The sequence below is a fragment of the Pelomonas sp. SE-A7 genome (genome assembly GCF_030345705.1).
Classification (GTDB): Bacteria; Pseudomonadota; Gammaproteobacteria; order Burkholderiales; family Burkholderiaceae_C; genus JAUASW01.
The window spans coordinates 2584328-2609624 of record NZ_JAUASW010000001.1 but is presented as its reverse complement, the minus strand read 5'-3'; the positions used below and the strand labels follow the sequence as shown (position 1 = coordinate 2609624).

Here is a 25297-nt window from a genome sequence, read left to right as displayed (position 1 = left end):
CGCCGCAAGACCTCCAGCCATGACCGACCCCGCCCGCAGCACGGCCTTGGTAGCGCATGCGCGGCGTGTCTATCTGGAGGCCTTGCTGCGCGGTGTGCCGGCCCTGGTCCATTCGCTCAGCGAGGCAGGCCGGCAGCTGTTGCTGATGGCCGCGGAATACCCGGTGCAGATGGCCCGCAAGGATGCGGTTGGCGCCTGGATCAAGCTGGGCCCGCTCTGGCAGTCCACTTTCATGCAGTCGATCCGCCAGGCGGCGGCGGCCGGTGGCACCTTCGAGATCCATGCCGAGACCGGTGAGCCCAGCCGGCTGACCCTGGTCGAGGACAGGATCATCGAGCGCGAAATCACCAGCTCGCGCCTGGCTCTGGCCATCATGGACCGGGCCTCCTGGGAATTCACCGACCTGCGCACCCGCATCAATACGCTGGAGCAGCACGAGGAGTTGCCGTCGCACGACCTGCTGCGTGCCCCTGTGCTGGCCGGCCTGGTGTTGCACACCTGGCAGAACAGCGGCCTGGGGCCCAGCGAATGGCAGATGTTCCAGGGCGTGTTGCACGATGAGTTCGCCCATCTGGTCAGTGAGGCCTATCACGAGGTCAACCACTGGCTGGTTGAGCGCAAGGTCATGCCCGAGGTCGACCTGCGGCCCTTCATCAAGCGTTCGCCCCAGGCCCGTCAGGGCGCGCTGATGGCGGCGCTGGCCGGCGGCACGGTGGTGGTCGGCGCGGCAGTCACGACACAGGCCGGTGCCGTGACCGACGGCGCGGGCCCGATCAGCGAGGCGACCCGCTTCATGGCCCGGCCGGTCGCCACCGACCAGGCCGCGCTCAGCCCCTACAGCGCGCAGGCCGCCGAGGTGCTGGCCCAGCTGCAGCGCATAGTCGGCAAGCAGATCCCGGCCTTTGCGGCCACCATCGTCGGTGGCGAAGTCGAGCACCACGATCCCGTCCCGCCCTCGCCGCGCCTCAGCGCCGCGATCAACCGGGCGCAAGACGCGCTGGTGCGCCGTCCCGAGCAGGCCCGCCGCAGTGGCAAGACCGTCACCGGCGCCCCGCTGGCCGAGCCGCCGGCGCCGCAGGTGCTGGACGAGCTCAAGGTCCGCAACCAGGCCTTCAAGCAGGTCCTCAAGCAGGCCGCCGATTCGCCGGCCGAGCGGGCCACGATCGAGATCGTGGCGATGATGTTTCAGAGCATCCTGACCGAGGAGCGCATCCCGGCCGCCGTGCGGGTCTGGTTCGCGCGGCTGCAGATGCCGGTGCTGCGCGTGGCGGTCAGCGAGCCCGAGTTCTTTGCCGAGGCCGACCATCCGGCGCGCCGTCTGATCGACCGCATGGGCGCCTGCGTGATGGGCTTCTCCAGCTCCACCGGCAGCGAAAGCCTGGAGCGCGAGATCAAGCGCATCGTGCAGGTGGTCGAGGCCTATCCGGATACTGGCCGGCGCGTGTTCCAGACCGTGCTGACCGAGTTCGAGAAATTCCTCGAGCAGTACTTCGAGAAAGAGAACCAGGCCTCCGCCAAGGGCGTGTCGCTGGCCCAGCAAGTCGAGCAGCGCGAGACCATGGCGATCCAGTACACCATCGAGCTGCGCAAGATGCTCAACGAGGTGCCGGTGCAGGATGGCATCCGCCAGTTCCTGTTCCAGGTCTGGGCCGATGTGCTGGCGGTCACGGCGGTGCGCTCCGGCGCCCAGGCCGACGTGACCCGGCAGATGAAGCGGGCCGCGGCCGACCTGATCTGGTCGGCCAGCGCCAAGGTCTCGCGCGAGGAGCGGGCCGAGGTCATCCGCCGCCTGCCGCCGCTGCTCAAGACCCTGCGCGACGGCATGGGCCATGCCGGTCTGTCGGCCGAGAAGCAGGATGAGCACATCCGCTCGCTGAACAACTCGCTGGCGGCGGCCTTCACGGCCAAGGCCGCAGCCATTCCGCGCGAGCGCCTGGACGACCTGATGGACCAGCTGGAAACGCTGGAGGCCATGCTGCCCGAGGCCGAGGGCGTGGAGATCAACGACACGCTGATGCGTGACCTGTCCGGCCACGAGACCGAGGGCCTGGAAGTGGTGGCCGAAGGCGGCTCGGCACCGACGCCGGCCATGCTGGCCTGGGCCAAGGAACTGCAGGTCGGCGGCTGGTACATGCTGGACTACCGGGGCCGCAACGAGGCCGTGCAGCTGGCCTGGCGCGGCAACCGCCGCAATATGGTGCTGTTCGTCTCGCCCAACGGCCGCGGCGTGCTGTTCCAGCAGGCGCGGCTGGCTTCCTTCCTGCAGGCCGGCCTGCTGCTGCCAGCCCAGGACGAGGCGCTCACCGTCAAGGCCACGCGCAATGCGCTGGCCAAGCTGGACGTCGATCCGAGTCGACTCCTGAACTGACGGAAAAACGAAGGCCGCTGAAAAGCGGCCTTGTTGTCAGAGGAGCGGGCGTCGCTCAGTGGATCAGCCGGTCTTCCGGTGCGACGAAGAGCTCGTCCAGTATCAGCGCGTCGGGCTCCTCGCCCAGGCTCCAGAACACCATCAGCACGATGATCTTCAGGTCTTCCAGGTCCATGGGGGCGCCGGGAATGGCCATGGCGCGGTCTATCACCATCTCGCGCATCGGCGGGGGCAGCACGCCGGCCGATTCCAGGAAGCTGATGAAGCCCACCGAGGGCTCGCCCAGGTGGTCCAGCTCGTCCGGGGAATAGACCCGCAGGCTCAGCTGGCCCTGCTCGCCGTGGTGGGATTCGGCGGCGCTGGCCAGCCCTTGCAGCCAGCTCAGCGCTTCCTGGATTTCGTCATTCTCGAAACCGACGGCCGACAGCTTGCGCGTCAGCTGCGCGTGGTCCGGGCAGGCGTCCGGGCGCCAGTAGGTTTCGTACAGGTAGACCAGGACGTCGAACATGGGGCGCATGATAGCGCAGCCCCTCAGGCCGTCCGGCGCAAATAGCCTGTCGAAATCCCGTTCTTCAGCCGCGTGCGCGGCGCTGGAAAAGCTGACCTGGCAGCCGGGCCACATGGCCTTCCAGCTCCAGCTCCAGCAGCAGGGCGCTGAGCTGGGCGGCCGGCCAGCCGCCGCGGGCGATCAAGGCGTCCAGGCCGACCGGGTCATGGCCCATGGCTTCCAGCACCAGGCCGGCCTCGCCGTCCGGCCCCGGCGTGGGCTCGGGCGCCGCCTCGACTGGCTTGGGCCGCGGGTAAGCTGGTCTCAGTACCTCCAGCATCTCCTCGGGCTCCTCGACCAGGGCCGCCCCCTGGCGTATCAGCTCGTGGCAGCCGCGGGCCAGCGGCGAGCGGATGGAGCCGGGAATGGCGAACACCTCGCGGCCGGCCTCCGAGGCCAGCCGGGCGGTGATCAGCGAGCCGGAGCGCAGGGCGGCCTCGACCACCAGGCAGCCGCGGCTCAGTCCCGCAATGATTCGGTTGCGGCGCGGGAAATTGGCCGGCAGCGGCGGCGTGCCCAACGCGTATTCGCTGATCAAGAGGCCTTGCTCCTCGATGCGCCGGCCCAGCGCCGCATGGCGTTCGGGATAGAGCAGGTCCAGCCCGGTGCCCAGCACGGCGACGGTGCTTCCGCCGGCCTGCAGTGTGGCTTCGTGGGCCACGCCGTCTATGCCCAGGGCCAGGCCCGAGACTATGCAGAAGCCGGCGCGACTCAGGGCAGCCGAGAAGCTGGCCGCGTTGTCGCGGCCCTGCGGTGTGGGTGAGCGGCTGCCGATCACGGCCACGCATTCGGCCTTGAGCAGCTCACGGCGGCCGCTCAGGTAAAGCAGCAGGGGCGGGTCGGCGGTCTGGAACAGGGGCTCGGGGTAGTCCGGGTCGCCCAGGACCAGCAACTGGTGGCACGGATCGGCGGCCAGCCAGCGCTCGGTGCGTTCCAGCAGGGCCGGCAGATTCTCCGGTGGCCGGGACAGGGCTTCCATCAGCTTGGGGCCGGCCAAGGCCTTCAGGGCGGCGGGCTCGGCGGCGAAGACGGCTTCGGGAGGGCCCAGAGCCGCCAGCAGGCGCCGACATCCGGCCAGGCCCAGGCCGGGTGTCTCGAGCAGGCGCAACCAGGCGGCCAGCTCGGGACGGTCCATGGCGGCGTCCCGTCAGGCCCGTTCAGGGCTGCGAGAAGCGATCACCGCCGCGCACCGGCTGCTGGGCCGAAACGATCAGCGCATAGCTGACGCGCTCATAGACCTGGAACACGAACAGCGTGCCAATGCGCTCGTCCGGCAGCTTGACTTCCTCGCGGCGCTCACCGGTGGCGTCGGTGATGCGGCGGCCGTCCTGCAGCAGGCCCAGCACATGGCCGCGCTCCATGCCGTCGCGGCGGCCGCGATTCAGCGACACGATCTGGTTCTGACCGCCAGTCAGGGCGTCGCCATAGATGGCGATGATCTGTCCCTTCATGGCGCTCGCCGGCGCATGCGGCACGTAGCGGACGAATTCGCGCTGCGGCACCGGCGACAGGCGGTCGCCGACACCGATTTCCTGGCGCACCGCGCGGATGGTCAGCGTCGAGGCCGTCGGCTCGGTCTTGCCATCGGGCGTCTTCACTTCGTCGGCCAGGCGGGTCAGCTCGGCCGACCCCACATAGGCGGCTTCAAAGCCCAACACCTCGCCACTGGTCGGATCGCGCAGCGGCTTGGCCTGGCGGAACACACGCCAGTCGCGCGCTTCCTTGAGCGTGGCGCCCCGGGCGTAGGCCAGGTCGCCCCGCGTGGCCATGACGCGGCCTTCGGGCGCGGCGACTATGCGCGGCGCCGTGTTGATCGCGTCGGTGTCGAAGACCACGGCCTCGTTCAGGAAAGGCTCGATCAGGTGCTGGGGGATGGGCTGGATGGCCGCGTCTTCCAGCCGGCTGCCGCGGACCTGGGGCGAGAGCTTGGCCGACGGCAGGCCTTGCATGCCGGCGTTGCCAACAGGCTGGGCCATCTGCAGCGTGGCACGGCCGTCTTTCTTGACCAGGTACAGGACCTGGCCAGGATAGATCAGATGCGGGTTGGCGATCTGCTCGCGATTCATGCCCCAGAGTTCCGGCCAGCGCCAGGGGCTCTTGAGGAAGATCTTGGAAATGTCCCAGAGCGTGTCGCCGGTCTTCACCGTGTGCGACTCGGGTGCATCGGGGGCCAGCTCGGACAGCGGCACACCGGCCTGAGCGACCTTGTCGGCCGTCTGGCGCTGGGCGTCGGTGATCGGGTACTGCCCCTGGGCCGCGGCGGGGAGGGTGACCAGCACCAGGCTGGCGGCCAGCAGACTGAGCTTCAGCGGGTTCACGCAAGAAGGCATCGAGAACTCTCTCCAGGCTGGGCGGATTGCAAGGACTAGCAGCGGCTAGGCTGCGGCTTGTTCTTATATCGGCGAAAATCGCGCCGGACTGCGGCGATTCTGCCCTCAAAGGGCGGGCCGTCGCAATGAAACAAACCCGGGCACTGCCGCCCTTGCAAGCACTTACAAACAGGCGTTGTGCGCTGTCCACAAGCCTTCCCTCCATGGCCCAGCTGAACATCCTGAAATACCCGGATCCCCGACTGCATACCGTTGCCAAGCCAGTGGCCGAGGTGGACGAGCGCATCCGCACCCTGGTCGACGACATGCTCGAGACCATGTATGCCGCCGAGGGCGTGGGTCTTGCCGCAACCCAGGTCGATGTACATGAGCGGGTGGTCGTGATCGACACCTCGACCGAGCGCAACGAGCCTCGCGTGCTGATCAACCCGGAGCTGGTGAGCTTCAGCGAGGACTGGGTCGAGGGCGAGGAGGGCTGCCTGTCCGTCCCCACGATCTATGACAAGGTGCCCCGCCATTCCAGGATCAAGGTGCGCTCGCTGAACCGCGAGGGCCAGCCCTGGGAGTTCGAGGCCGAGGGCCTGCTGGCGGTCTGCGTCCAGCATGAGATGGACCACCTGATGGGCAAGGTCTTCGTCGAATACCTGAGCCCGATGAAGCGGGACCGCATCAAGACCAAGCTGGTCAAGAAGGCGCGCGAGGACCAGCAGTCGCGCGCGCGCCGATGAGCGGAACCGGACTGCGCGTCGGCTTTGCCGGCACGCCGGAATTTGCGGCTGTCGCGCTGCAGGCACTGCTGAAGGCCGGATTCGAGGTCCCGCTGGTGCTGACCCAGCCCGACCGGCCTGCCGGCCGCGGCATGAAGCTGCAGGCCTCCAGCGTCAAGCAACTGGCGCTTCAGCACCAGATTCCCGTTGCCCAGCCGCGCAGCCTGCGGCTGGACGGCAAGTTCCCCGACGAAGCCGAACTGGGCCGCCAGGCCCTGGTGGCCGCGAAGCTCGACCTGCTGGTCGTCGCCGCCTACGGCCTGATCCTGCCGCAATGGGTGCTGGACCTGCCGCGCCTGGGCTGCCTGAACATCCACGGCTCCCTGCTGCCGCGCTGGCGCGGCGCGGCGCCCATCCACCGCGCCATCGAAGCCGGCGATACCGAGACCGGCATCACCATCATGCAGATGGACGCGGGCCTGGACACCGGCGACATGCTGCTGATCGAGAGGCTGGCCATTGCCGCCGACGACACAACCGCCTCGCTGCACGACAAGCTGGCCCGGCTGGGCGGGCGCCTGATCGTCGAGGGCCTGGAGCTGGCGGCGTGCGGTGGCTTCCATCCAGTCCAGCAGCCCGAAGAAGGTGTCTGCTATGCGCACAAGATCGAGAAGGCCGAGAGCCTGATCGACTGGAAGCAGGGCGCGGAGCAGATCGAGCGGCGGCTGCGCGCCTTCGACCCCTTCCCGGGCGGCCAGGCCCAGTTGGGCGACGAGACGCTCAAGGTCTGGCGGGCCGAGCGGGTGGCCGATGCGGCGGGCGAGCCCGGCCTTGTGCTGGCCGTCGACGCGCGCGGCCCGGTTGTCGCCTGCGGCAGCCAGGCCTTGCGGCTGACCGAGCTGCAGCGCGCCGGCGGCAAGCGCGGTCCGGCGGCGGCCTTCCTGCAGGCCCGGCCCATCGCCACCGGCGAGCGCTTCGTCCTGGCTTGATTTCGGCCGCGGGGCCATCATCTGGATCCGACAGCCACTCTTTCGCTCCTGGAGCCTGAGACCACCATGTTCAATCTGATGAAGACCGCCGTGCTGATGGCCGCCATCACGGCGCTGTTCATGGCGATCGGTGCCCTGATAGGCGGCCGCGCCGGCATGATGCTGGCCCTGCTGCTGGCCCTGGGCATGAACTTCTTCAGCTACTGGTTCTCAGACTCCATGGTGCTGAAGATGTACAACGCCCGCGAGGTGGACGAGAGCTCGGCGCCGCAGTTCTACGCCATGGTGCGCGAGCTGGCCCAGAAGGCCGAGCTGCCCATGCCGCGGGTCTATCTGATCGACGAGGACGCGCCCAATGCCTTCGCCACCGGCCGCAACCCGGAGCATGCGGCCGTGGCCGCCACCACCGGCATCCTGCGCGTGCTGTCGGCCCGCGAGCTGCGCGGCGTGATGGCTCATGAGCTGGCCCATGTGAAGCACCGCGACATCCTGATCAGCACAGTCAGCGCCACCATGGCGGGCGCGATCTCGATGCTGGCCAATTTCGCGATGATCTTTGGCGGCCGTGACGAGGAGGGGCGTCCGGCCAATCCGCTGGTCGGCATCCTGGTCGCCATCCTGGCCCCCATTGCCGCCAGCCTGATACAGATGGCGATCAGTAGGGCCCGCGAGTTCGAGGCCGACCGTGGCGGTGCCGAGATCTCGGGCGACCCGGCGGCCCTGGCCTCGGCGCTGGACAAGATCCACCGCTATGCCCAAGGTATTCCGCTGGGGCCGGCCGAGGCCCATCCGGAAACGGCCCAGATGATGATCATGAATCCGCTTTCGGGCAGCGGCCTGGCCGGCCTGTTCAGCACCCATCCCTCGACCGAGGAGCGGATCGAGCGCCTGAAGGCCATGGTGCGCCGCTAAAGTGGCCCGCGATTCGGTCGATAGTTCCACGATGAAGCGCGCCATTTTTCCCCTGCTGGCCCTGACCCTGCTGTCGGCCGGCTGCGAGCAGCTGGGCATCGAGGACCCGGCCAAGATCGCTGCCGCCAAGGAGGCCGAGGGCAAGGCCGTGGGCAGCGCCTGCCGCCATGCCTCGCGTGCCATCGAGGACTGCTACCTGCTCAATCCCAAGGCCCAGAAGGCGGCGGTGTTCGCCGGCTGGAAGGAAATGGACGAGTACATGCGCGAGAACAAGCTGGAGGGCGTGACCCCGGTGGTGCCGCGCGGGCCGGATGGCAAGGCCCTGCCGCCGCCCGAGCCGGGTGCCTCCCAGGAGGCCGACAGCAAGGGCTCCGGCAAGGAGGGCAAGGACGGCAAGGACAGCAAGGACGCCAAGGCCAAGTCGCGCTGACGCCTGCTCGACGCCATCTGTTGCAGGGCGGCCGTAGGGCCGCCTTGGCGTTTTTGCACTTCAGGCCCTGAGTCCTGCACTTGGTCGTCAGGCGCTCGCAGCGACCCGGCGGCGTCGAGATGATGCGAGCCATCTCAACACCACCCCAGGAGACCGCACCATGAACCGTCGTCAACTGTTTGCCGTCGCCGCCCTTGCCGGCGCTGCCATCACCGCCTCCACTGCCGCCCGCGCCTTCGACTGGAACTGGGGCACCGAGCGCATCAAGGGCTCGGGCGAGATCAGCACCGAGAACCGCGATGTCGGTGCCTTCGACGGCATCGCCCTGGTCGGCGGCTTCAAGGTCCAGATCCGCCAGGCCGACTCGCACAAGGTCGAGATCAAGGCCGACAAGAACCTGCTGCCCTACCTTGAGACCCGTGTGGTCGAGAGCGGCAAGGGCCGCGTGCTGGAAGTGGGCCCCAAGAAGGGCGTCAGCTTCTCGTCCACCACCACGCCCGAGCTGAGCCTGACCATGGCCCAGCTGCGTTCGATCCGCATCGCCGGCTCCGGCCTGGTCAAGGTCGAGGCGATGAAGACCGGCGCGCTCGAGGCCGGCATCTCCGGCTCCGGCGACGTGCGCTTCGAGGACCTGACCAGCGAGAAGCTGAGCCTCAGCGTCTCGGGCAGCGGTGACGTGGTCGCCAAGGGCCGCACCGGCATGATGAGCGTGTCCATCGCCGGCTCCGGTGACGTCAAGGTCGCCGAGCTGGTCGCCGACGAGGTCAAGGTCAGCATTGCCGGCAGCGGTGACGCCCGCGTCAATGCGCAGAAGAAGCTGAACGTGTCCATCGCCGGCAGCGGCGACGTCAGCTACGTCGGCTCGCCCGAGATCAGCAGCTCGGTGGCCGGCAGCGGCAAGGTCCGCAAGATGAACCCTTAAACAGGCCTAACGCCACGATGCCCGTGTGAAAGCGGGCAGAAAGAAGCCCATACGACAATGCGTCGCATGGGCTTTTCTACTGCGGCGCCGGCCTGGCGCCACCCCGCCTTCGTCGAGGGTGCGCGCGACATGGCGGGCATCACGCTGGGCATCTCGGCCTGGGGCCTGGTGACCGGCGTGGCCATGGTCAAGAGCGGCCTGGGCGTGCCGCTCTCTCTCCTGATGAGCCTCACGGTTTTCGCCGGCAGTTCCCAGCTGGCCTCACTGCCGCTGATCGCCAGCGGCGCGCCGCTGTGGGTGCTTTGGGCCACGGCCTTCTGCGTCAATCTGCGCTTCCTGATCTTCAGCGCCCAGTGGCGCGAGTACTTCGGCAAGCTGCCGCGGGCGCAGCGGCTGCGCATGGCCTATTTCGCCGCCGACCTGAACTACGTGGCCTTCATGAAGCGCTTCCCCGAGCCGGGGCCGGCCAGCGATGAGCAGATCCGCTACTTCTGGGGCGGTGTGGCGCTGAACTGGCCTTCGTGGCAGCTGCCGGCCATCGTCGGCATCCTGCTGGCCGACAGTGTGCCCACCCATTGGGGCCTGGGCTTTGCCGGCGTGCTGGCCCTGCTGGGCCTGAGCTACTCGCTGCTGTCCGACCGCAACTCCTGGGTCTCGGCCGGCGTGGCCGGCTGCGCGGCCGTGGCAGCCTATGCCCTTCCGCTGCGACTCAACATCGTGGTGGCGATTGCGGCGGCCGTGGCAGCCGGGCTGTTGCTGGAGCGCTGGATGCCGGTGCCCAAGAGGGTGGGTTCATGAGCGCAGGCTGGACCGCCGTCGCCATCCTGGGCATGGCCGTGATCACCCTGATCACCCGCGGCTTCTTCCTGATCTCGGACCGCGAATGGCCGATGCCACCCTGGCTCAAAGACGGTCTGCGCTACGCGCCGCTCGCGGCGCTGGCGGCGGTCATCGTGCCCGAGATCGTGCTGACCCAGGGCCAACTGATCTCCACCTGGCAGGACGCCCGCATCTACGCCACCGTGGTCGCCACCGCCTACTTCTTCTGGCGGCGCGGCATCCTGGGCACCATCGTCTGCGGCACGGCCGTGATGCTGGCGCTGCGCCTGGGCCTCGGCTGGTAATCGCACGAAACGGCCGCTTGGTAAGCTTCGGCCCGGTTTTTAGGCTTCCGCTTTCTCCAAGAGTCCTTCCATGAACGTCCTGCGTTTCTCCGATCTGGTTGCTGCCGGCAAAGTCGCCGGCCAGCGTGTCTTCATCCGTGCCGACCTCAACGTCCCCCAGGACGATGCCGGCCGCATCACCGAGGACACCCGCATCCGCGCTTCCATCCCGGCCATTGAGCTGGCGCTGAAGGCTGGCGCCGCCGTGATGGTGACCTCGCACCTGGGCCGTCCCACCGAGGGCGAGTTCAAGCCCGAGGATTCGCTGGCGCCCATCGCCCAGCGCATGGGTGAATTGATGGGTCGCGAGATCAAGCTCGTGGCCAACTGGGTGGATGGCGTTGAAGTGGCCGCTGGCCAGCTCGTGATGCTGGAGAACTGCCGCGTCAACAAGGGCGAGAAGAAGAACAGCGAAGAGCTGGCGAAGAAGATGGCCGCGCTGTGCGACATCTACGTCAACGACGCCTTCGGCACCGCCCACCGCGCCGAGGGCACGACCTACGGCATCGCCCAGTTCGCCAAGATCGCCTGTGCCGGCCCGCTGCTGGCCGCCGAGATCGACGCTATCAGCAAGGCCCTGGCCCAACCGAAGCGCCCGCTGGTCGCCATCGTGGCCGGCTCCAAGGTCTCGACCAAGCTGACCATCCTCAAGGCCCTGTCCGACAAGGTCGACGGCCTGATCGTCGGTGGCGGCATTGCCAACACCTTCATGCTGGCCGCCGGCCTGTCCATCGGCAAGTCGCTGGCCGAGCCCGACCTGGTCGGCGAGGCCAAGGCCGTGATCGAAGGCATGAAGGCGCGCGGCGCCGCCGTGCCCATCCCCGTCGACGTGGTCTGCGCCAAGCGCTTTGCGGCTGATGCCGAAGCCACGGTCAAGGCCGCCACCGAGGTGGCCGAGGACGACCTGATTCTGGACATCGGCCCCAAGACCGCGGCCTTGCTGGCCGAGCAGCTGAAGGCGGCCGGCACCATTGTCTGGAACGGCCCGGTCGGCGTGTTCGAGTTCGACGCTTTCGCCCAGGGCACCGAGACCATCGCCCGTGCGATTGCCGCTTCCAGCGCCTTCAGCATTGCCGGTGGTGGCGACACGCTGGCGGCCATCGCCAAGTACGGCATCGACAAGGACGTGGGCTACATCTCCACCGGCGGCGGCGCCTTCCTCGAGGTGCTGGAGGGCAAGACCCTGCCGGCGTTCGAGATCCTGAGCAAGCGCGCAGCGGGCTGATAGCTTTCGCTCCAAGACCAAGGGACCCGGCAAGGGTCCCTTTTGTTTTGGTGAAGCCTTCTTGCGTTTCTTGCATGGGAGCCAAAAGGCCCGGCATTGGACTCTGGAGGGTTCGGCGCTAACCTGTGCGGCCCTCGAAAAGAAGTCCTGCAGGAGACAAACCCATGACCCAGCCCTTGTCGCCGGCCGAGGCCGCCTTGCGTGAAGCTGCGCTCGAATACCACCGCAGCCCGACGCGCGGCAAGATCGCCGTCACGCCGACCAAGGCCTTGTCCAACCAGCGCGACCTGTCGCTGGCCTATTCGCCCGGCGTCGCGTACCCCTGCCTCGACATCGAGAAAGACCCGGCCCTCGCCGCCGACTTCACCTCGCGCGGCAACCTGGTCGGCGTGATCACCAACGGCACGGCCGTGCTGGGCCTGGGCGACATCGGCCCGCTGGCCGCCAAGCCGGTGATGGAAGGCAAGGGCTGCTTGTTCAAGAAGTTCGCCGGCATCGACGTGTTCGACATCGAGCTGGCCGAGCGCGACCCGGACAAGCTGGTCGAGATCATCGCGGCCATGGAGCCCACGCTCGGTGGCGTGAACCTTGAGGACATCAAGGCGCCCGAATGCTTCTACATCGAGAAGAAGCTGAAGGAGCGGATGAACATCCCGGTCTTCCACGACGACCAGCACGGCACGGCCATCATCAGCGCCGCCGCCTTGCTGAACGGCCTGGAGCTGGTGGGCAAGGACATCGCCAAGGTCAAGCTCGTGGCCTCGGGCGCCGGCGCTGCGGCCATTGCATGCCTGGACGTGATGGTGGGCCTGGGCGTCAAGCGCGAGCACATCTTCGTCGTCGACTCCAAGGGCGTGATACGCGAGGGTCGCGGCGACAAGCTCGATGAGAGCAAGCAGCGCTACTGCCAGGTCACGGACGCCAAGACGCTGGCCGATGTGGTGCAGGGTGCCGACGTCTTCCTCGGCTGCTCGGCCGCCGGCGTGCTGACCGCCGAGATGGTTAAGGCGATGGGCCCGCAGCCCATCATCCTGGCGCTGGCCAACCCCGAGCCCGAGATCCGCCCCGAGCTGGCCAAGGCCGTGCGGCCGGACTGCATCATCGCCACCGGCCGTTCGGACTACCCGAACCAGGTCAACAACGTCCTGTGCTTCCCCTACATCTTCCGCGGCGCGCTGGACTGCGGCGCGACCAAGATCACTGAAGAGATGAAGCTGGCCTGCGTGCGCGAGATCGCCGCCCTGGCCAAGGCCGAGACCAGTGACGAGGTGGCGGCAGCCTATGCCGGCCAGGAGCTGGCCTTCGGCCCCGACTACCTGATCCCCAAGCCCTTCGATGCCCGCCTGATCCTGCGCATCGCGCCGGCCGTGGCCAGGGCCGCCGCCGAGTCGGGCGTGGCCACGCGGCCCATCGCCGACCTGGAGGCCTACCGCCAGTCGCTGGAGCGCTTCGTCTACCAGACCGGCATGTTCATGCGCCCGGTGTTCGCCGCTGCCAAGGCTCATCCGGCCCGCGTGATCTATGCCGAAGGCGAGGACGAACGGGTGCTGCGCGCTGTGCAGGTGTCGCTGGACGAAGGCTTGTGCAAGCCCACGCTGATCGGCCGTCCCGAGGTCATTGAGATGCGCATCCAGCGCGCCGGCCTGCGCCTGAAGCTGGGCGAGGACGTGGCCGTGATCGACCCCGAGAACGACAGCCGCTTCCGCCGGTACTGGGAGGCCTACCACCGCGCCATGGGCCGGCGTGGCTTCACGCCCGAGATGGCCAAGGCGGCCGTGCGCCGCTCCAACACGACGATTGGCGCACTGGCTATCAAGCTGGGCGATGCCGACGCCATGATCTGCGGCATGGTCGGTCGCTTCGACTCCCACCTGGAGCATGTGCAGGACCTGATAGGCCTGCGCGAGGACGCCCACTGCTTCGCCACCATGAACGCGGTGATGCTGGAGAAGCAGACGCTTTTCCTGACCGACACCTTCGTCAACGACAGCCCGGACGCCGAGCAGCTGGCCGAGATCGCCGCGATGGCAGCCGACGAGGTGGCGCGCTTCGGCCTGCCGCCCAAGCTGGCCTTCGTCTCGCATTCGATGTTCGGCTCCAGCAAGCGGCCGTCGGCGGTCAAGATGCGCAAGGCCCATGAGCTGTTCGCGGCCGCCCGGCCCGAGATCGAATGCGATGGCGAGATGCATGGCGACGCGGCCCTGTCCGAAAGCGTGCGCAGCGCCTTCCTGCCGGACAGCAAGCTCAGTGGCTCGGCCAATCTGCTGGTCCTGCCCACGCTGGACTCGGCCAACATCCTCTTCAATGTCTTGAAGATCAGCTCGGGCAACGGCGTGACCGTGGGCCCCATCCTGCTGGGCGCGGCCGCACCGGTCCACATCCTGACGCCTTCGGCCACCGTGCGACGTATCGTCAACATGACGGCGCTGGCCGTTGCCGACGTGCGTGCGAACAAGAGTTGAACCGTCATTTCGTAACTCGATGGAACTGCCACAGCGGGCATTCAGCGGCCCATAATCGGCCGCTGTAACTAAATTTCAGAGAGACAAGCCCATGACCCGAGCCACCAAGATCGTCGCCACGTTGGGGCCGGCGTCGTCTTCTCCCGAGATCCTGGAGCGCATGATCCGGGCCGGCGTCGACGTGGTGCGCTTGAACTTCTCGCACGGCAAGGCCCAGGACCATATCGACCGCGCCCGCCTGGTGCGCGAGGCGGCCGCCGCGGCCGGCAAGGAAGTGGCCATCATGGCCGACCTGCAGGGCCCCAAGATCCGCGTCGGCAAGTTCGAAAACGGCAAGATCGAGCTGGTCAACGGCACGCCCTTCATCCTCGATGCCGACCGCACCGAGCTGGGCAATGAGCAGGCCGTGGGCCTGGACTACAAGGAGCTGCCGCGCGACGTGAAGCCGGGCGACACGCTCTTGCTGAACGACGGCCTGCTGGTGCTGACCGTGGAGTCGGTGCGGGGCGCGGCGGTGCACACCATCGTCAAGGTCGGCGGCGAGCTGTCCAACAACAAGGGCATCAACAAGCAGGGCGGCGGCCTCACGGCACCGGCCCTGACCGGCAAGGACATGGAAGACATCAAGACCGCGATGTCCTTCCAGTGCGAATACCTGGCGGTGAGCTTCCCCAAGAACGCCACCGACATGGAGATGGCGCGCCAGCTGGCCAACGTGGCCGGCGAGCCCTATCGCCACAAGCCGGCCATGATCGCCAAGATCGAGCGCTACGAAGCCATCCCGCACCTCGAGTCCATCCTGAAGGCCAGCGACGGCATCATGGTGGCCCGCGGCGACCTGGCCGTTGAAGTCGGCAATGCCGCCGTGCCGGCGCTGCAGAAGCGCATGATCAAGATGGCCCGTGAGCTGGACAAGGTGGCGATCACCGCGACCCAGATGATGGAGTCCATGATCGTCAACCCGGTGCCGACGCGTGCCGAGGTGTCCGACGTGGCCAATGCCGTGCTGGACGGCACCGACGCCGTGATGCTCAGCGCCGAGACGGCCGCCGGCAAGTACCCGGTCGAGACCATCGAGCAGATGGCGGCGATCGCGCTGGAAGCCGAGCGCGCCGAGTTCGTCAGCCTGGACACCGACTTCGCCGGCCGCCAGTTCGGCCGCATCGACCAGTCCATCGCCATGGGCGCGCTGTTCACCGCCTACCACCTGGGCTGCAAGGCCATCCTCGCGCTGACCGAGTCCGGTTCGACCGCGCTGTGGATGAGCCGCCATCGCATCCAGGTGCCGATCTTTGCGCTGACCACCAAGCAGGTCAGCCAGCGCAAGATGTGCCTGTACCGCAATGTGCGCCCTCTGATCATGCCGAGCTTCGACGACCGGGACGTGGCCCTGGCCGCGGCCGAGAAGATCCTGGTGGACAAGGGCGTGCTGATGCCGGGTGACACCTATGCGATCACCTGCGGCGAACCCATGGGCTACCCGGGCGGCACGAATATGCTGAAGGTCTGCCGGGTCGAGTAAGCCGGCTAGGGCCTGCCATGTCGATGCGACGCCGCCAGGCCTTGATTGCCGCCCTGGCCCCGGTGGCGGCCGCGGCTGGAGCGGCCGAGCCCCAGCGTCCGCTGCCAGTGGCCGTGGCACCCAGCCTGACGCCCGAGTTCGTGCAGAAACTGCTGAAGTTGGTGGCCGAGGGCGGTGGCTTCGAATGGCAGGTCCAGGTCGTGCCCTGGGCGCGGGCGCTGCAGCTGGCGGAGCTGGGCCAGGCCATCGCTTTCGGCGTGGCCCGCAACAGCCATCGCGAGGCGGTGTTCGAGTTCTCGGAAACGGTCTACACCAACAACGTCTGGCTGGTGGCAAGGCGTGACCAGCGGCTGAGCTTTGCCAGGCTCGAAGACCTGCGAGGCCGACGCATTTGCGTGCGGCGGGGCACCAGCTATGGCGACGCCTTCGATGCCGCGCGCGGCCAGCTGTTCCAGGTCGAGCAGGTGGACGGTGACCTGCGCAGCCGGGTGCGCATGATGCTCGGCGGCCGTTGCGACCTGGTGCCGGGCTCGCATCGCAGCAGCCGGGCCGGCTTCGAGCGCCGCCTGGCCGAGGGCGCCAACTTCCTGCCCCAGGTCGAGGTGCTGCCCACGCCCCTGTCCAGTGAAAGCATTCATTTCGCGGTGGCCCGCGAAGCCCCGCTGGCTGCCGCGATGGCTCGCGTCAATACCGGCCTGCGCACACAGCGTGCGGCCATCCAGGCGCTGCTCGACGAAGACAGCTGAGCTGGCGCTATCCTGGCTCATGCCCGCGCAAGCCGATGAGCCCCCATCTCCGGCTGCCCGTCACCCCGACGAGCGCCGCCGCAAGCTGCTGGCCTGCCTTGCGGCGGCAAGCCTCGGTTCCGCGCGGGCCTGGGCACCGCAGCCTGTGCCGGTGGCCATTGGCGAGAACAGTTCGCGACCCTTTGTCGAACCCCTGCTCAAGCTGATTGGCGAGTCGGCCGGCATCAGCTGGCAGCTGCAGTCCGCGCCCTGGGCGCGCGTGTTGGCGCTGGCCGAGCGCGGCCAGTCGCTGGCCTTCGGCATGGCCCGCACGACCGAGCGCGAAAAGCTCTATGCGTTCAGCCAGCCGGTGTTCGACAACCATGTCTGGATGCTGATCAGGCGCGATCAGGCTCTGGATTTCCGCAGCCTCGACGACCTGCGCGACCGCACCGTCTGCATTTCACGCGGCACCAGCTACGGTGGGCGCTTCGACGCGATCAAGGGCAAGCAGGTGAGGGTCGAGTATGTCGACGGCGATCTCGGTGCCCGGCTGCGCATGCTGATCGCCGGTCGCTGCGACATGACGCTGGGTTCGCACCGCAGCCCCGATCCCTGGCTGATAGAGCGCCGTGCCCGCCAGCTGTCCGGCCTGGGCGCGGCCATTGCCGTGCTGCCGGTACCGCTGGCCGTCGAGCCGGTGCATTTCGGAGTGGGTCATGGCTCGCCGCTGGAGGCCTTGCTGCCGCGGATAGACCAGGCCGTGAAGCGCCAGCGTGTGGCCATCCGTGCCCTGGTCGACTCGGAGCTGTGAGCAGCGATCAGCCGCGTCGCGCGCTCTCCACCAGGGCCTGGATGCGCGGCGTGGCACCCACGGCCACCAGCTCCACCTCCGGATGAGCCCGGGCGAACACACGAAACAGCTCGTCGACGAAGCCGTGGCCGACCTCGCCAACGCCGCCGAAATCGATCTCTACCTTGCGGAAGGTGGGCAGGCGCGCCACCACGCGGCGGGCCTGGGCGCGCGAATCGAGTGCCTGGCCTTCGCCGGCCAGCAGGCGCAGGCTGACCTTGGTGCGGTCGAATTCGATGCCGTCGCCGGCCAGGCTCCAGGCTTCCATCACCTGGTCCAGCGTGCGCGTGGTCTCCAGCGAGATCGCCATGTAGATCGAGCTGCCCTGGCGCGGCAGCGGCCGGCCCTTGGTCCAGCCGGTGGATTCCCAGGCGCGGCGCTGGAAGGCCGTGCCGTTGGCATGGATGTCGAACACATCGGCCAGCTGCGAGCTGAAGAACAGGCCGCGGCCGGTGTGCTGCTCGGGCTGGCTGGTCAAGCGGCCCTTGCTGAGCTCCAGCATCGCGTGCTGGGCATCGGGAATGTCGAAGGTGGTGCAGATCTTGTCGAACACGCCGCAGCCATCGTCAGAGACCAGCAACTGGGCATGGGTGGGCGTCTGGCGCAGCGAGACGGTGACGCTGCTGCCGCCGCTGTGGTCGGCCGCGTTGTTGACCAGTTCGGTGAAGGCATGGCGCACCATCTGCTCCACATGCTTGGGCAGGGCGAAATGCGGGGCGAAGTCGCGCTGCCAGGGCAGGTCTTCCTGCAGGCCGTACAGCGTGTAGCTGCGCGCCACCTGGCGCAGGGCGCCGGGCGCCCAGACCGGCCGGTTGCGCGAGCCGCCGCGCACCAGCCAGTTGGCCTCGGCCAGGCGCCGTAGCGCCGACTGGGCCGAACGGCGACTGGCGCCGGTCTTCTCGGCCACATGGTCGGCCAGGTCCAGTGAATGCTCGCGCGCCGCCGCGGTGATCCACAGCGTCATCTGGTCGAGGGAGAGGCGGACGGTCATGAAGGCTTGAAGCCTACTGGCGCCCCGGGTGCGGCGCAAGCGAGCTTGCCCAGATCCCGGGGGCGAGGGGAGGTCGGGCGATGACCGCCCGGCTAGAATCCTGGCCAGTTACGGCGCGGTTACATGCAATGCTGCGCCCTGAAGATTCTTAGCAACTTCCCGGGGACTTCTCATGCCACTCGTGTCAATGCGCCAGCTGCTGGACCATGCAGCCGAACAGGGCTACGGCATTCCGGCCTTCAACGTCAACAACCTCGAGCAGGTCCAGGCCGTGATGGCCGCCGCCGACGAGGTCAATGCGCCGGTGATCCTCCAGGCCTCGGCCGGCGCCCGCAAATACGCTGGCGAGAGCTTCATCAAGCACCTGATCCAGGCCGCCGTCGAGGCCTATCCCCACATCCCGCTGGTGATGCACCAGGACCATGGCACCAGCCCCAAGGTCTGCGAAGGCGCGATCAACCTGGGCTTCGGCTCGGTGATGATGGACGGCTCGCTGATGGACGACGGCAAGACGCCGGCCTCCTTCGAATACAACGTGGACGTGACCCGCCGCGTGGTCGAGATGGCCCACAAGGTCGGCGTGACGGTCGAGGGCGAGCTGGGCTGCCTGGGCAACCTGGAAACCGGCGACGCCGGTGAGGAAGACGGCATAGGCGCTGTCGGCAAGCTGGACCACAGCCAGATGCTGACCGACCCGGAAGAGGCTGCCACCTTCGTCAAGGCCACGCAGCTGGATGCGCTGGCCATCGCCATCGGCACCAGCCATGGCGCCTACAAGTTCTCGCGCAAGCCCACGGGTGACATCCTGGCGATCAGCCGCGTCAAGGAAATCCACAAGCGCATTCCCAACACCCACCTGGTGATGCACGGTTCGTCCAGCGTGCCGCAGGAGCTGCTGGCCATCATCAACCAGTACGGCGGCAAGATGAAGGAAACCTTCGGCGTGCCGGTCGAGGAAATCCAGGAAGCCATCAAGCATGGCGTGCGCAAGATCAACATCGACACCGACATTCGCCTGGCCATGACCGGCGCGGTGCGCAAGTTCCTGTTCGAGAACCCGGACAAGTTCGACGCCCGCGAATGGCTGAAGCCGGCGCGCGAGGCGGCCAAGCAGGTCTGCAAGCAGCGCTACATGGAATTCGGCTGCGAAGGCCAGGCCGGCAAGATCCAGGGCCGCAGCCTGACGGACATCGCTGCCGCCTATGCACGCGGCGAGCTGGCCCAGCTGGTCCAGTAAGCAACAAGGAATTCCCTGGCAATCAGGAACGAGGCAACTCCACAAGCGTCGGCTTTCATCAAAGCTCTGGAACGCATGGGCCCGTCGGCTGTTGGTCAGCCGGCGGGCCGTTTTTTTGCCTGCCCGGGTCCCACTAAAATCGCCGCCTGCCTACGGATGCTTCCATGACTGCTGCCCTGCTCGAATCCAAGATCCATTCCCTGCCGCTGCTCGGCCGCGGCAAGGTCCGCGAGAACTATGCGGTCGGCAACGACCGCATCCTGATGATCGCCAGCGACCGGATTTCGGCCTACGACGTGATCATGGGCGAGCCGATTCCGGGCAAGGGCGCCCTGCTGACCGAGATGGCGCTGTTCTGGTTCAAGCAGCTGGACGGCATCGTGCCCAACCACCTGACCGGCGACGATCCGCTCTCGGTGGTGGCCGAGGACGAGCGCGAGCAGGTGCGCGGCCGCACCATGCTGGTCAAGCGCCTCAAGCCCGTGCCGATCGAGGCCGTGGTGCGGGGCTACCTGGCCGGCAGCGGCTGGGCCGAGTACCAGCACAACGGCCAGGTCTGCGGCGTGGCTTTGCCGGCCGGTCTGCAGAACGCCTCTAAGCTGCCCGAACCCATCTTCACGCCGGCCACCAAGGCCGAAATGGGCGACCACGACGAGAACATCGACTTCGAGCGCTGCGTGGCCATCATCGGCCGCGAGCTGGCCGAGGAAGTGCGCCGCGTGTCGATCGCGCTCTACCAGCGGGCCGCCGACTACGCGCTGACCAAGGGCATCATCATTGCCGACACCAAGTTCGAATTCGGCCTGGACGAGCAGGGACGGCTGACGCTGATGGACGAGGTGCTGACGCCCGACTCCTCGCGCTACTGGCCGGCCGAAAGCTATGCGGTGGGCAGCAACCCGCCCTCGTATGACAAGCAGTACCTGCGCGACTGGCTCGAGCAGGCCCAGGTGGATGGCAAGCCCTGGGGCAAGGTGGCACCGGCGCCGCAGTTGCCGGCCGAAGTGATCGCACAAACCGCGGCCAAGTACCGCGAGGCATTGGAACGACTGACACGCTGAAGTCTGGCGCTGGGCCGTTCGGGGAGGGCTCATGCAGAACAACCTGTCCAGGCTGATCCGCAGGCTGGATCAGCAGATTGCCCAGGCGGCGAATCCGGTCCAGGGCGGCTGCCTGATGGCGCAGCGCGCCATCGCGCTGACCCGCCATGGCCAGACCAGCGAGGCGCGCGACCAGCTCACCACGCTGCACCAACTGGCCTTCCAGACCCCGCATCCGTCCATTGGCGCCTGGCTGCATCTGGCCGAGGGCCTGATGAGCTATTTCACCGACTTCAGCGGGGCCGGTCGCGAGCGCATCCAGCGGGCGCTGGCCATTGCCCGCAGTGCCGGCTTGCGTGAGGTCGAGGCGCTCAGCCATGCCTGGCTCAGCCACCTGGCCTATGCCCGCCATGACCTGCCGGCCCTGATCGAGCATGCCCGACTCGCGCAGGCGCTCGCGGGGCCCGATCAGCATGCGGCCCGCTCGCGTCTGGCGATGGTGCTGGCCTTGGCCCACCACCATTCGGGGCAGTCCGAGCGAGCGGCCCCTTAGTACACCCTGGCCCGCCGCCATGCCACGGCCGAAGGCGACGATGCCACCCTGTCGGCCCTGATCTACAACCGCGCCGAGATGCAGACCGCCGAAGCCCGCCAAGCCGCGCTGTCGGGCCAGGGCGGGCGCCAACCCGAGCTGCTGCTGGGCGCCGATTCGGTGCGCAACTTCGACGCCGTGGTCGGTGGCTCGGCGATGGAATCGTTGACCTTCATCCTGCGGGGCCAGGCACTGATGCTGCAAGGCGACTACGAGACCGCCCGGCGACTGTTCGAGGAACACCTGCCGGTGGCCATGTCCAACGGCCTGGCGCGGCTGGGCAGCAGCCTGCTGGCCGACCTGGCCTGGTGCCGGCTCAATTGCGGCCAGCCTGAGCATGCGCGGCAGCAGGCCCGTGAAGCCGAGATCGAGCTGGACCCGGCCTGCGAGGTGGATGACCGCGCGGCCACCCACAGCCGGCTGGCCCAGGTCTACGCAGCGCTTGGCGAGGCGGACAAGGCGGCCAGCCACAGCGCCGCCGCGGCCAGCGAATGGGCCAAGTTTGCTGCCCAGCAGCGGGACTGGACCCTGGCGCTGGAAGCGGCCGACCTCAGAACAGCGCCATGCTGAGCTTGCGGCGGTACTGGTCGATCAGCGGGTCGCTGCCGGTCACGGCGGCCTTGCCGGCGATCTCCAGCGTGCCCTTGGACTCGCTCGCGGCCTGAGCCTTTGGCTGGGGCTTGGTCAGCAGCTCCAGGATGGCCACATAGGTCTTGCGCGCCAGCTCGCCGTTCCAGGCCTTGTCGCGCATGATGATTTCCAGCAGCTCATCCATCGCGTCGGTGAAGCGGCGCTCGGCGAAACGCGATTGCGCCAGCGCGAAGCGGGCCTCGAAATCGCGCTTGTTGGCGGCGATGGCGGCCTGCGCATCGGAGGCAATCGGATGGGCCTCGGCGGCGGCCAGCCAATGGCCCAGGGCGGCGAAGCGGGCATGCGGGGTGATGGTGTCGGCGGCCTTGGCGGCAACCGGCGTGAAGGTGGCTCGGGCCTCGGCCACGCGGTCCTGTTCCAGCAGGGCACGGACCAGGTCGAAACGCAGGGCCTCGTCCTCCGGCCTGGCCTGCAGCTGCTGGACCAGGCGGGCGACCGGGTCCTCGCCCTCGTCGGCCGGCGGTAATGCATCGATGGCTTCTTCAGCCTCGTCGGCCTCGCCCTCCGGTGGCACATGCTTGTCCAGGAACTCGCGGATCTGGCCTTCGGGGATCGCGCCGACGAAGCCGTCCACCGGCTGGCCACCGGCGAACATCACGCAGAAGGGGATGGAGCGCACACCGAAGGCCTGGCTTAGCTGGCCGGCAATCTCGGGCTGCTCGTCACTGTTGAGCTTGGCCAGCTTGAAGCGGCCGGCGTAGGCGACTTCCAGCTTTTCCAGGATGGGTCCCAGCGACTTGCAGGGGCCGCACCACGGCGCCCAGATGTCCAGCAGCACCGGCTGCTGCATGGAGGCGGCGAGCAGCTCGGCTTCGAAATTTTCCAGCGTGATATCGATCATGGCTTGGCTTGTGGGCGGGTGACGGGGGCGCCAAGCGGTCAATTGGCAGCGCCCCCCTACAATTCAAGGCTTTCCAGCCCCTCCATTGAGCGAGCCGTGCAGCCTATGCAGCAAAGCGCCTCCCCCTTGGTCGGCGTGGTGATGGGCTCCAGCAGTGACTGGGAGACCATGAAGCACGCGGCCGACATTCTCTCCGAGTTCGGCGTGCCCTTCGAGGCCAAGGTCGTGTCGGCCCACCGCATGCCGGACGAGATGTTCCGCTATGCCGAAGCCGCTGGGCAGCGGGGTCTCAGGGCCATCATCGCCGGGGCTGGCGGCGCCGCCCATCTGCCGGGCATGCTGGCCGCCAAGACGCCGGTGCCGGTGCTGGGCGTGCCGGTGGCCAGCCGCCATCTGCAGGGCGTCGATTCCCTGCATTCCATAGTCCAGATGCCCAAGGGCATTCCGGTGGCCACTTTCGCCATCGGCACGGCCGGCGCCGGCAACGCCGCCCTGTTTGCCGTGGCCATGCTGGCCGCCCATGACGAGAAGCTGCGCGAGCAGTTGGCGGCCTACCGCCAGCGCCAGACCCAGCACGCCGAGGCCATGAGCAAGGACCTGATCTGATGGCAATCGACAAGGTCCTGATGCCCGGCGAAGCCACGCTGGGCGTGATGGGAGGAGGCCAGCTGGGCCGCATGTTCGTCCAGGCCGCCCAGAGCCTGGGCTACCGCGCCGTGGTGCTCGACGCCGATGCCGACAGCCCGGCCGGCGCCGTGGCCCATCAGCAGGTGCGCACCGGCTACCTCGACCCGCAGGGCCTGGCCGAGCTGGCCGCGGCGGCGGACGCGATCACCACCGAATTCGAAAACGTCCCGGCCCAGGCCCTGGCGACCCTGGCCGAGCAGCGCCGCGTGGCGCCGGCCGGCCGCTGTGTGGCGGTCTGCCAGGACCGGGCCGACGAGAAGGCTCATTTCAAGGCCAGCGGCGTCGCATGCGCGCCGCACGCCGTGATCCGCAGCGAGGCCGAGCTGGCCGCGGTCGATGCGAGCCTGCTTCCCGGCATCCTCAAGACCGCCCGCATGGGCTACGACGGCAAGGGCCAGGCCCGTGTCCGCGACCGCGCCGAGCTGGCCGCCGCCTGGGCCGCGATGAAGGGCGTGCCCTGCGTGCTGGAGCAGTTGCTGCCCCTGGACCTGGAGCTGTCGGTTATCGTGGCCCGCGGCCTGGACGGCCAGGTGGTCGAGTTCCCGGTCCAGCAGAACCTGCACCGCGACGGCATCCTGGCCGTCACCGAGGTGCCGGCGCCCAGCGTGCCCGAAGCGGTGCAAGCGGAGGCCCGAACCGCCGCTGCCCGCATTGCAACCGAGCTGGGCTATGTGGGTGTGCTGTGTGTCGAGTTCTTCCTGTTGAAGGATGGCCGCCTGCTGGTCAACGAGATGGCACCGCGTCCCCACAACTCGGGCCATTACACGCTGGATGCCTGTGACGTCAGCCAGTTCGAGGCCCAGGTGCGGGCCCTGGCCGGCCTGCCGCTGCGCCAGCCGCGCCTGCATTCGCCGGTCGTGATGCTGAATCTGCTGGGTGACCTGTGGTTCGATGCCGAGGGCCGCGAGCGCAGCCCCTGCTGGGACCAGGTCCTGGCGCTGCCGGGTGCGCATCTGCATCTGTACGGCAAGGCCGAACCTCGACAGGGCCGCAAGATGGGCCACCTGAACATCATCGGCGCGAGCGCGGCGGAAGCCGCGGCCAGCGCGCGCCAGGCTGCGGCTTTGCTGGGCCTGCCGTCCGAATGGTGAGCGGGCGATGCTGCTGAACGGTCAGGACGGAAACGAGCTGCACCGCGCCGCCGAGGCGCTGGCCGCCGGCGACCTGGTCGGCATGCCCACTGAGACCGTCTATGGCCTGGCCGCCCGCGCCGATGTCGATACGGCCGTCGCCAAGATCTTCGCGGCCAAGGGCCGGCCGGCCGATCATCCGCTGATCGTCCATGTGTTGGACGAGGCGGACGCCCTGCATTTCGCGGCCGAGCTGCCGCCGGTGGCGCGGCGCCTGATCGCCGCCTTCTGGCCCGGACCGCTGACCCTGATCGCTCCTCGCCGCGCCGGCGTGGCCGCAGCTGCGGCCGGCGGGCAGGACACCATAGGCCTGCGCTGCCCGGCCCATCCGGTCGCCCGCGCCCTGCTGGAAGCGGCGCGCCCGCTGGGGGTCCACGGCGTCGCCGCACCCAGTGCCAACCGCTTCGGCCGCATCAGCCCGACCCGGGCCCGCCATGTGGTGGACGAATTCGAACCCGGCTTGCTGGTGCTGGACGGGGGCGACTGCGAGGTCGGCATCGAATCCAGCATCGTCGACTGCAGCCGTGGCCATCCGGTGCTGTTGCGGCCCGGTGTGCTCACGCCGGCCCAGATCGAAGCGGCGGCCGGGGAGCCGCTGCGCTTGCCCGACGCCCAGGCGCCCCGAGCCTCGGGGACGCTGGCTGCCCACTACGCCCCGCGGGCGCGGGTCCGGCTGTTTGCCGGCGATGACCTGGCGGCACAGGTGGCGAAACATTGGTCGCCGACGCTGGCTGTATATTCACGCACCGCGCGGCTGGCCGACGGTCCGCTGATGCGGCGGATGCCGGACGAGGCGCGTGAGGCGGCGCGGCAGCTGTTTGCCGTGCTGCGTGAGCTGGACGCCGCCGGCGCCAGCGAAATCTGGATTGAAGTACCACCGTCCGAGCGTGCCTGGGACGGTGTCAGGGACAGGCTGTCGCGCGCGGCGGCGGCTTTTGAAGGCTGAGGCCGCGAGGCAATTCGGCTCTGGGAA

The 25297-nt window shown here is 68.3% G+C and carries 25 protein-coding genes; 20 read left to right on the top strand and 5 right to left on the bottom strand.

What is annotated here, in order from left to right; translation table 11 throughout:
* The first annotated feature begins 19 nt into the window (after window positions 1-19).
* A complete protein-coding gene (locus tag QT382_RS11765; RefSeq protein ID WP_289254225.1) occupies window positions 20-2368 on the top strand; it encodes a DUF1631 family protein in 2349 nt (782 codons plus the stop codon).
* A 55-nt stretch (window positions 2369-2423) separates the two neighbouring features.
* Here the strand turns inward: QT382_RS11765 and QT382_RS11760 are convergent, their stop codons facing one another.
* From QT382_RS11760 to QT382_RS11750, 3 genes are all read right to left on the bottom strand, one after another.
* Window positions 2424-2876 (bottom strand): Smg family protein, encoded by a 453-nt coding sequence (locus QT382_RS11760; protein ID WP_289254224.1) that lies wholly within the window; start codon window positions 2874-2876, stop codon window positions 2424-2426.
* Window positions 2877-2940: 64 nt separating this feature from the next.
* On the bottom strand, window positions 2941-4050 hold the full coding sequence (gene dprA / locus QT382_RS11755; protein ID WP_289254223.1) for a DNA-processing protein DprA: 1110 nt from the start codon (window positions 4048-4050) through the stop codon (window positions 2941-2943).
* 22 nt (window positions 4051-4072) lie between these two features.
* Complete coding sequence (locus QT382_RS11750) at window positions 4073-5245, bottom strand: LysM peptidoglycan-binding domain-containing protein (RefSeq protein ID WP_289254222.1); 1173 nt, start codon at window positions 5243-5245, stop codon at window positions 4073-4075.
* A 203-nt stretch (window positions 5246-5448) separates the two neighbouring features.
* Here QT382_RS11750 and def point away from each other — a divergent pair, with 203 nt between their 5' ends.
* The 12 genes from def to QT382_RS11690 all read left to right on the top strand — a co-directional run bounded on the left by def (window position 5449) and on the right by QT382_RS11690 (window position 17116).
* Window positions 5449-5973, top strand: coding sequence for a peptide deformylase (def, locus tag QT382_RS11745; protein WP_289254221.1), 525 nt, complete (start codon window positions 5449-5451; stop codon window positions 5971-5973).
* Between the two features lie 11 nt (window positions 5974-5984).
* Window positions 5985-6941, top strand: coding sequence for a methionyl-tRNA formyltransferase (gene fmt, locus QT382_RS11740; protein WP_289254725.1), 957 nt, complete (start codon window positions 5985-5987; stop codon window positions 6939-6941).
* A gap of 66 nt (window positions 6942-7007) precedes the next feature.
* A complete protein-coding gene (gene htpX / locus QT382_RS11735; protein WP_289254220.1) occupies window positions 7008-7853 on the top strand; it encodes a zinc metalloprotease HtpX in 846 nt (281 codons plus the stop codon).
* Window positions 7854-7884: 31 nt separating this feature from the next.
* Window positions 7885-8283, top strand: a complete 399-nt coding sequence (locus QT382_RS11730) for a hypothetical protein (RefSeq protein ID WP_289254219.1) — start codon at window positions 7885-7887, stop codon at window positions 8281-8283.
* 160 nt (window positions 8284-8443) lie between these two features.
* Window positions 8444-9205: a head GIN domain-containing protein gene (locus tag QT382_RS11725; protein WP_289254218.1), complete on the top strand. Its 762-nt coding sequence runs from the start codon at window positions 8444-8446 to the stop codon at window positions 9203-9205.
* A 66-nt stretch (window positions 9206-9271) separates the two neighbouring features.
* Window positions 9272-10003 (top strand): AzlC family ABC transporter permease, encoded by a 732-nt coding sequence (locus QT382_RS11720; RefSeq protein WP_289254217.1) that lies wholly within the window; start codon window positions 9272-9274, stop codon window positions 10001-10003.
* Window positions 10000-10329: an AzlD domain-containing protein gene (locus QT382_RS11715; protein ID WP_289254216.1), complete on the top strand. Its 330-nt coding sequence runs from the start codon at window positions 10000-10002 to the stop codon at window positions 10327-10329. The genes QT382_RS11720 and QT382_RS11715 overlap by 4 nt, the downstream gene beginning before the upstream one ends.
* 70 nt (window positions 10330-10399) lie before the next feature.
* Window positions 10400-11593, top strand: coding sequence for a phosphoglycerate kinase (locus QT382_RS11710; protein ID WP_289254215.1), 1194 nt, complete (start codon window positions 10400-10402; stop codon window positions 11591-11593).
* Window positions 11594-11757: 164 nt separating this feature from the next.
* On the top strand, window positions 11758-14055 hold the full coding sequence (locus QT382_RS11705) for an NADP-dependent malic enzyme (RefSeq protein ID WP_289254214.1): 2298 nt from the start codon (window positions 11758-11760) through the stop codon (window positions 14053-14055).
* 91 nt (window positions 14056-14146) lie between these two features.
* Window positions 14147-15577, top strand: a complete 1431-nt coding sequence (gene pyk / locus QT382_RS11700; RefSeq protein ID WP_289254213.1) for a pyruvate kinase — start codon at window positions 14147-14149, stop codon at window positions 15575-15577.
* 17 nt (window positions 15578-15594) lie between these two features.
* Window positions 15595-16323, top strand: coding sequence for a substrate-binding periplasmic protein (locus QT382_RS11695; protein ID WP_289254212.1), 729 nt, complete (start codon window positions 15595-15597; stop codon window positions 16321-16323).
* Between the two features lie 19 nt (window positions 16324-16342).
* Entirely contained in the window at window positions 16343-17116 is a 774-nt protein-coding gene (locus QT382_RS11690) for a substrate-binding periplasmic protein (protein WP_289254211.1), read from the top strand.
* A 7-nt stretch (window positions 17117-17123) separates the two neighbouring features.
* Here the strand turns inward: QT382_RS11690 and QT382_RS11685 are convergent, their stop codons facing one another.
* A complete protein-coding gene (locus QT382_RS11685) occupies window positions 17124-18146 on the bottom strand; it encodes an ATP-binding protein (protein WP_289254210.1) in 1023 nt (340 codons plus the stop codon).
* A 172-nt stretch (window positions 18147-18318) separates the two neighbouring features.
* Between QT382_RS11685 and fba the strand changes: the two genes are divergently transcribed.
* The 4 genes from fba (at window position 18319) to QT382_RS11665 (ending at window position 21585) form a co-directional block, all read left to right on the top strand.
* Window positions 18319-19383, top strand: coding sequence for a class II fructose-bisphosphate aldolase (fba, locus tag QT382_RS11680; RefSeq protein ID WP_289254209.1), 1065 nt, complete (start codon window positions 18319-18321; stop codon window positions 19381-19383).
* Window positions 19384-19547: 164 nt separating this feature from the next.
* Window positions 19548-20444, top strand: coding sequence for a phosphoribosylaminoimidazolesuccinocarboxamide synthase (locus QT382_RS11675; protein WP_289254208.1), 897 nt, complete (start codon window positions 19548-19550; stop codon window positions 20442-20444).
* 31 nt (window positions 20445-20475) lie between these two features.
* Window positions 20476-20976, top strand: a complete 501-nt coding sequence (locus QT382_RS11670; RefSeq protein WP_289254207.1) for a hypothetical protein — start codon at window positions 20476-20478, stop codon at window positions 20974-20976.
* Between the two features lie 78 nt (window positions 20977-21054).
* The gene (locus tag QT382_RS11665) at window positions 21055-21585 is read left to right on the top strand and encodes a hypothetical protein (RefSeq protein ID WP_289254206.1); all 531 of its coding nucleotides are present in this window, start codon (window positions 21055-21057) and stop codon (window positions 21583-21585) included.
* Here QT382_RS11665 and QT382_RS11660 read toward each other — a convergent pair.
* A complete protein-coding gene (locus tag QT382_RS11660; protein ID WP_289254205.1) occupies window positions 21566-22507 on the bottom strand; it encodes a tetratricopeptide repeat protein in 942 nt (313 codons plus the stop codon). The genes QT382_RS11665 and QT382_RS11660 overlap by 20 nt on opposite strands.
* A 105-nt stretch (window positions 22508-22612) precedes the next feature.
* On the opposite strand from QT382_RS11660, the gene purE reads away from it, so the two are divergent.
* Genes purE through QT382_RS11645 form a run of 3 tightly spaced genes read left to right on the top strand, consistent with a single transcriptional unit; the run spans window position 22613 to window position 25270 of the window.
* Window positions 22613-23113 carry a 5-(carboxyamino)imidazole ribonucleotide mutase gene (gene purE, locus QT382_RS11655; protein ID WP_289254204.1) on the top strand — a complete coding sequence of 167 codons (501 nt, stop codon included), beginning with the start codon at window positions 22613-22615 and terminating at the stop codon, window positions 23111-23113.
* On the top strand, window positions 23113-24285 hold the full coding sequence (locus tag QT382_RS11650) for a 5-(carboxyamino)imidazole ribonucleotide synthase (RefSeq protein ID WP_289254203.1): 1173 nt from the start codon (window positions 23113-23115) through the stop codon (window positions 24283-24285). The genes purE and QT382_RS11650 overlap by 1 nt, the downstream gene beginning before the upstream one ends.
* A 7-nt stretch (window positions 24286-24292) precedes the next feature.
* On the top strand, window positions 24293-25270 hold the full coding sequence (locus QT382_RS11645) for an L-threonylcarbamoyladenylate synthase (RefSeq protein ID WP_289254202.1): 978 nt from the start codon (window positions 24293-24295) through the stop codon (window positions 25268-25270).
* The last annotated feature ends 27 nt before the right edge of the window (window positions 25271-25297 follow it).

Excerpts from the sequence above, each read along its gene's own strand:
- QT382_RS11690 (WP_289254211.1), top strand. The coding sequence starts at position 16,343 with ATGCCCGCGCAAGCCGATGAGCCCCCATCTCCGGCTGCCCGTCACCCC.
- QT382_RS11710 (WP_289254215.1), top strand. The coding sequence starts at position 10,400 with ATGAACGTCCTGCGTTTCTCCGATCTGGTTGCTGCCGGCAAAGTCGCC.
- QT382_RS11725 (WP_289254218.1), top strand. The coding sequence starts at position 8,444 with ATGAACCGTCGTCAACTGTTTGCCGTCGCCGCCCTTGCCGGCGCTGCC.
- QT382_RS11695 (WP_289254212.1), top strand. The coding sequence starts at position 15,595 with ATGTCGATGCGACGCCGCCAGGCCTTGATTGCCGCCCTGGCCCCGGTG.
- QT382_RS11685 (WP_289254210.1), bottom strand. The coding sequence starts at position 18,146 with ATGACCGTCCGCCTCTCCCTCGACCAGATGACGCTGTGGATCACCGCG.
- purE (WP_289254204.1), top strand. The coding sequence starts at position 22,613 with ATGCAGCAAAGCGCCTCCCCCTTGGTCGGCGTGGTGATGGGCTCCAGC.
- QT382_RS11675 (WP_289254208.1), top strand. The coding sequence starts at position 19,548 with ATGACTGCTGCCCTGCTCGAATCCAAGATCCATTCCCTGCCGCTGCTC.
- QT382_RS11715 (WP_289254216.1), top strand. The coding sequence starts at position 10,000 with ATGAGCGCAGGCTGGACCGCCGTCGCCATCCTGGGCATGGCCGTGATC.
- QT382_RS11665 (WP_289254206.1), top strand. The coding sequence starts at position 21,055 with ATGCAGACCGCCGAAGCCCGCCAAGCCGCGCTGTCGGGCCAGGGCGGG.
- dprA (WP_289254223.1), bottom strand. The coding sequence starts at position 4,050 with ATGGACCGTCCCGAGCTGGCCGCCTGGTTGCGCCTGCTCGAGACACCC.
- QT382_RS11750 (WP_289254222.1), bottom strand. The coding sequence starts at position 5,245 with ATGCCTTCTTGCGTGAACCCGCTGAAGCTCAGTCTGCTGGCCGCCAGC.
- fba (WP_289254209.1), top strand. The coding sequence starts at position 18,319 with ATGCCACTCGTGTCAATGCGCCAGCTGCTGGACCATGCAGCCGAACAG.
- QT382_RS11650 (WP_289254203.1), top strand. The coding sequence starts at position 23,113 with ATGGCAATCGACAAGGTCCTGATGCCCGGCGAAGCCACGCTGGGCGTG.
- QT382_RS11765 (WP_289254225.1), top strand. The coding sequence starts at position 20 with ATGACCGACCCCGCCCGCAGCACGGCCTTGGTAGCGCATGCGCGGCGT.
- QT382_RS11760 (WP_289254224.1), bottom strand. The coding sequence starts at position 2,876 with ATGTTCGACGTCCTGGTCTACCTGTACGAAACCTACTGGCGCCCGGAC.
- def (WP_289254221.1), top strand. The coding sequence starts at position 5,449 with ATGGCCCAGCTGAACATCCTGAAATACCCGGATCCCCGACTGCATACC.
- QT382_RS11730 (WP_289254219.1), top strand. The coding sequence starts at position 7,885 with ATGAAGCGCGCCATTTTTCCCCTGCTGGCCCTGACCCTGCTGTCGGCC.
- QT382_RS11720 (WP_289254217.1), top strand. The coding sequence starts at position 9,272 with ATGGGCTTTTCTACTGCGGCGCCGGCCTGGCGCCACCCCGCCTTCGTC.
- pyk (WP_289254213.1), top strand. The coding sequence starts at position 14,147 with ATGACCCGAGCCACCAAGATCGTCGCCACGTTGGGGCCGGCGTCGTCT.
- QT382_RS11705 (WP_289254214.1), top strand. The coding sequence starts at position 11,758 with ATGACCCAGCCCTTGTCGCCGGCCGAGGCCGCCTTGCGTGAAGCTGCG.
- QT382_RS11670 (WP_289254207.1), top strand. The coding sequence starts at position 20,476 with ATGCAGAACAACCTGTCCAGGCTGATCCGCAGGCTGGATCAGCAGATT.
- htpX (WP_289254220.1), top strand. The coding sequence starts at position 7,008 with ATGTTCAATCTGATGAAGACCGCCGTGCTGATGGCCGCCATCACGGCG.
- QT382_RS11660 (WP_289254205.1), bottom strand. The coding sequence starts at position 22,507 with ATGATCGATATCACGCTGGAAAATTTCGAAGCCGAGCTGCTCGCCGCC.
- QT382_RS11645 (WP_289254202.1), top strand. The coding sequence starts at position 24,293 with ATGCTGCTGAACGGTCAGGACGGAAACGAGCTGCACCGCGCCGCCGAG.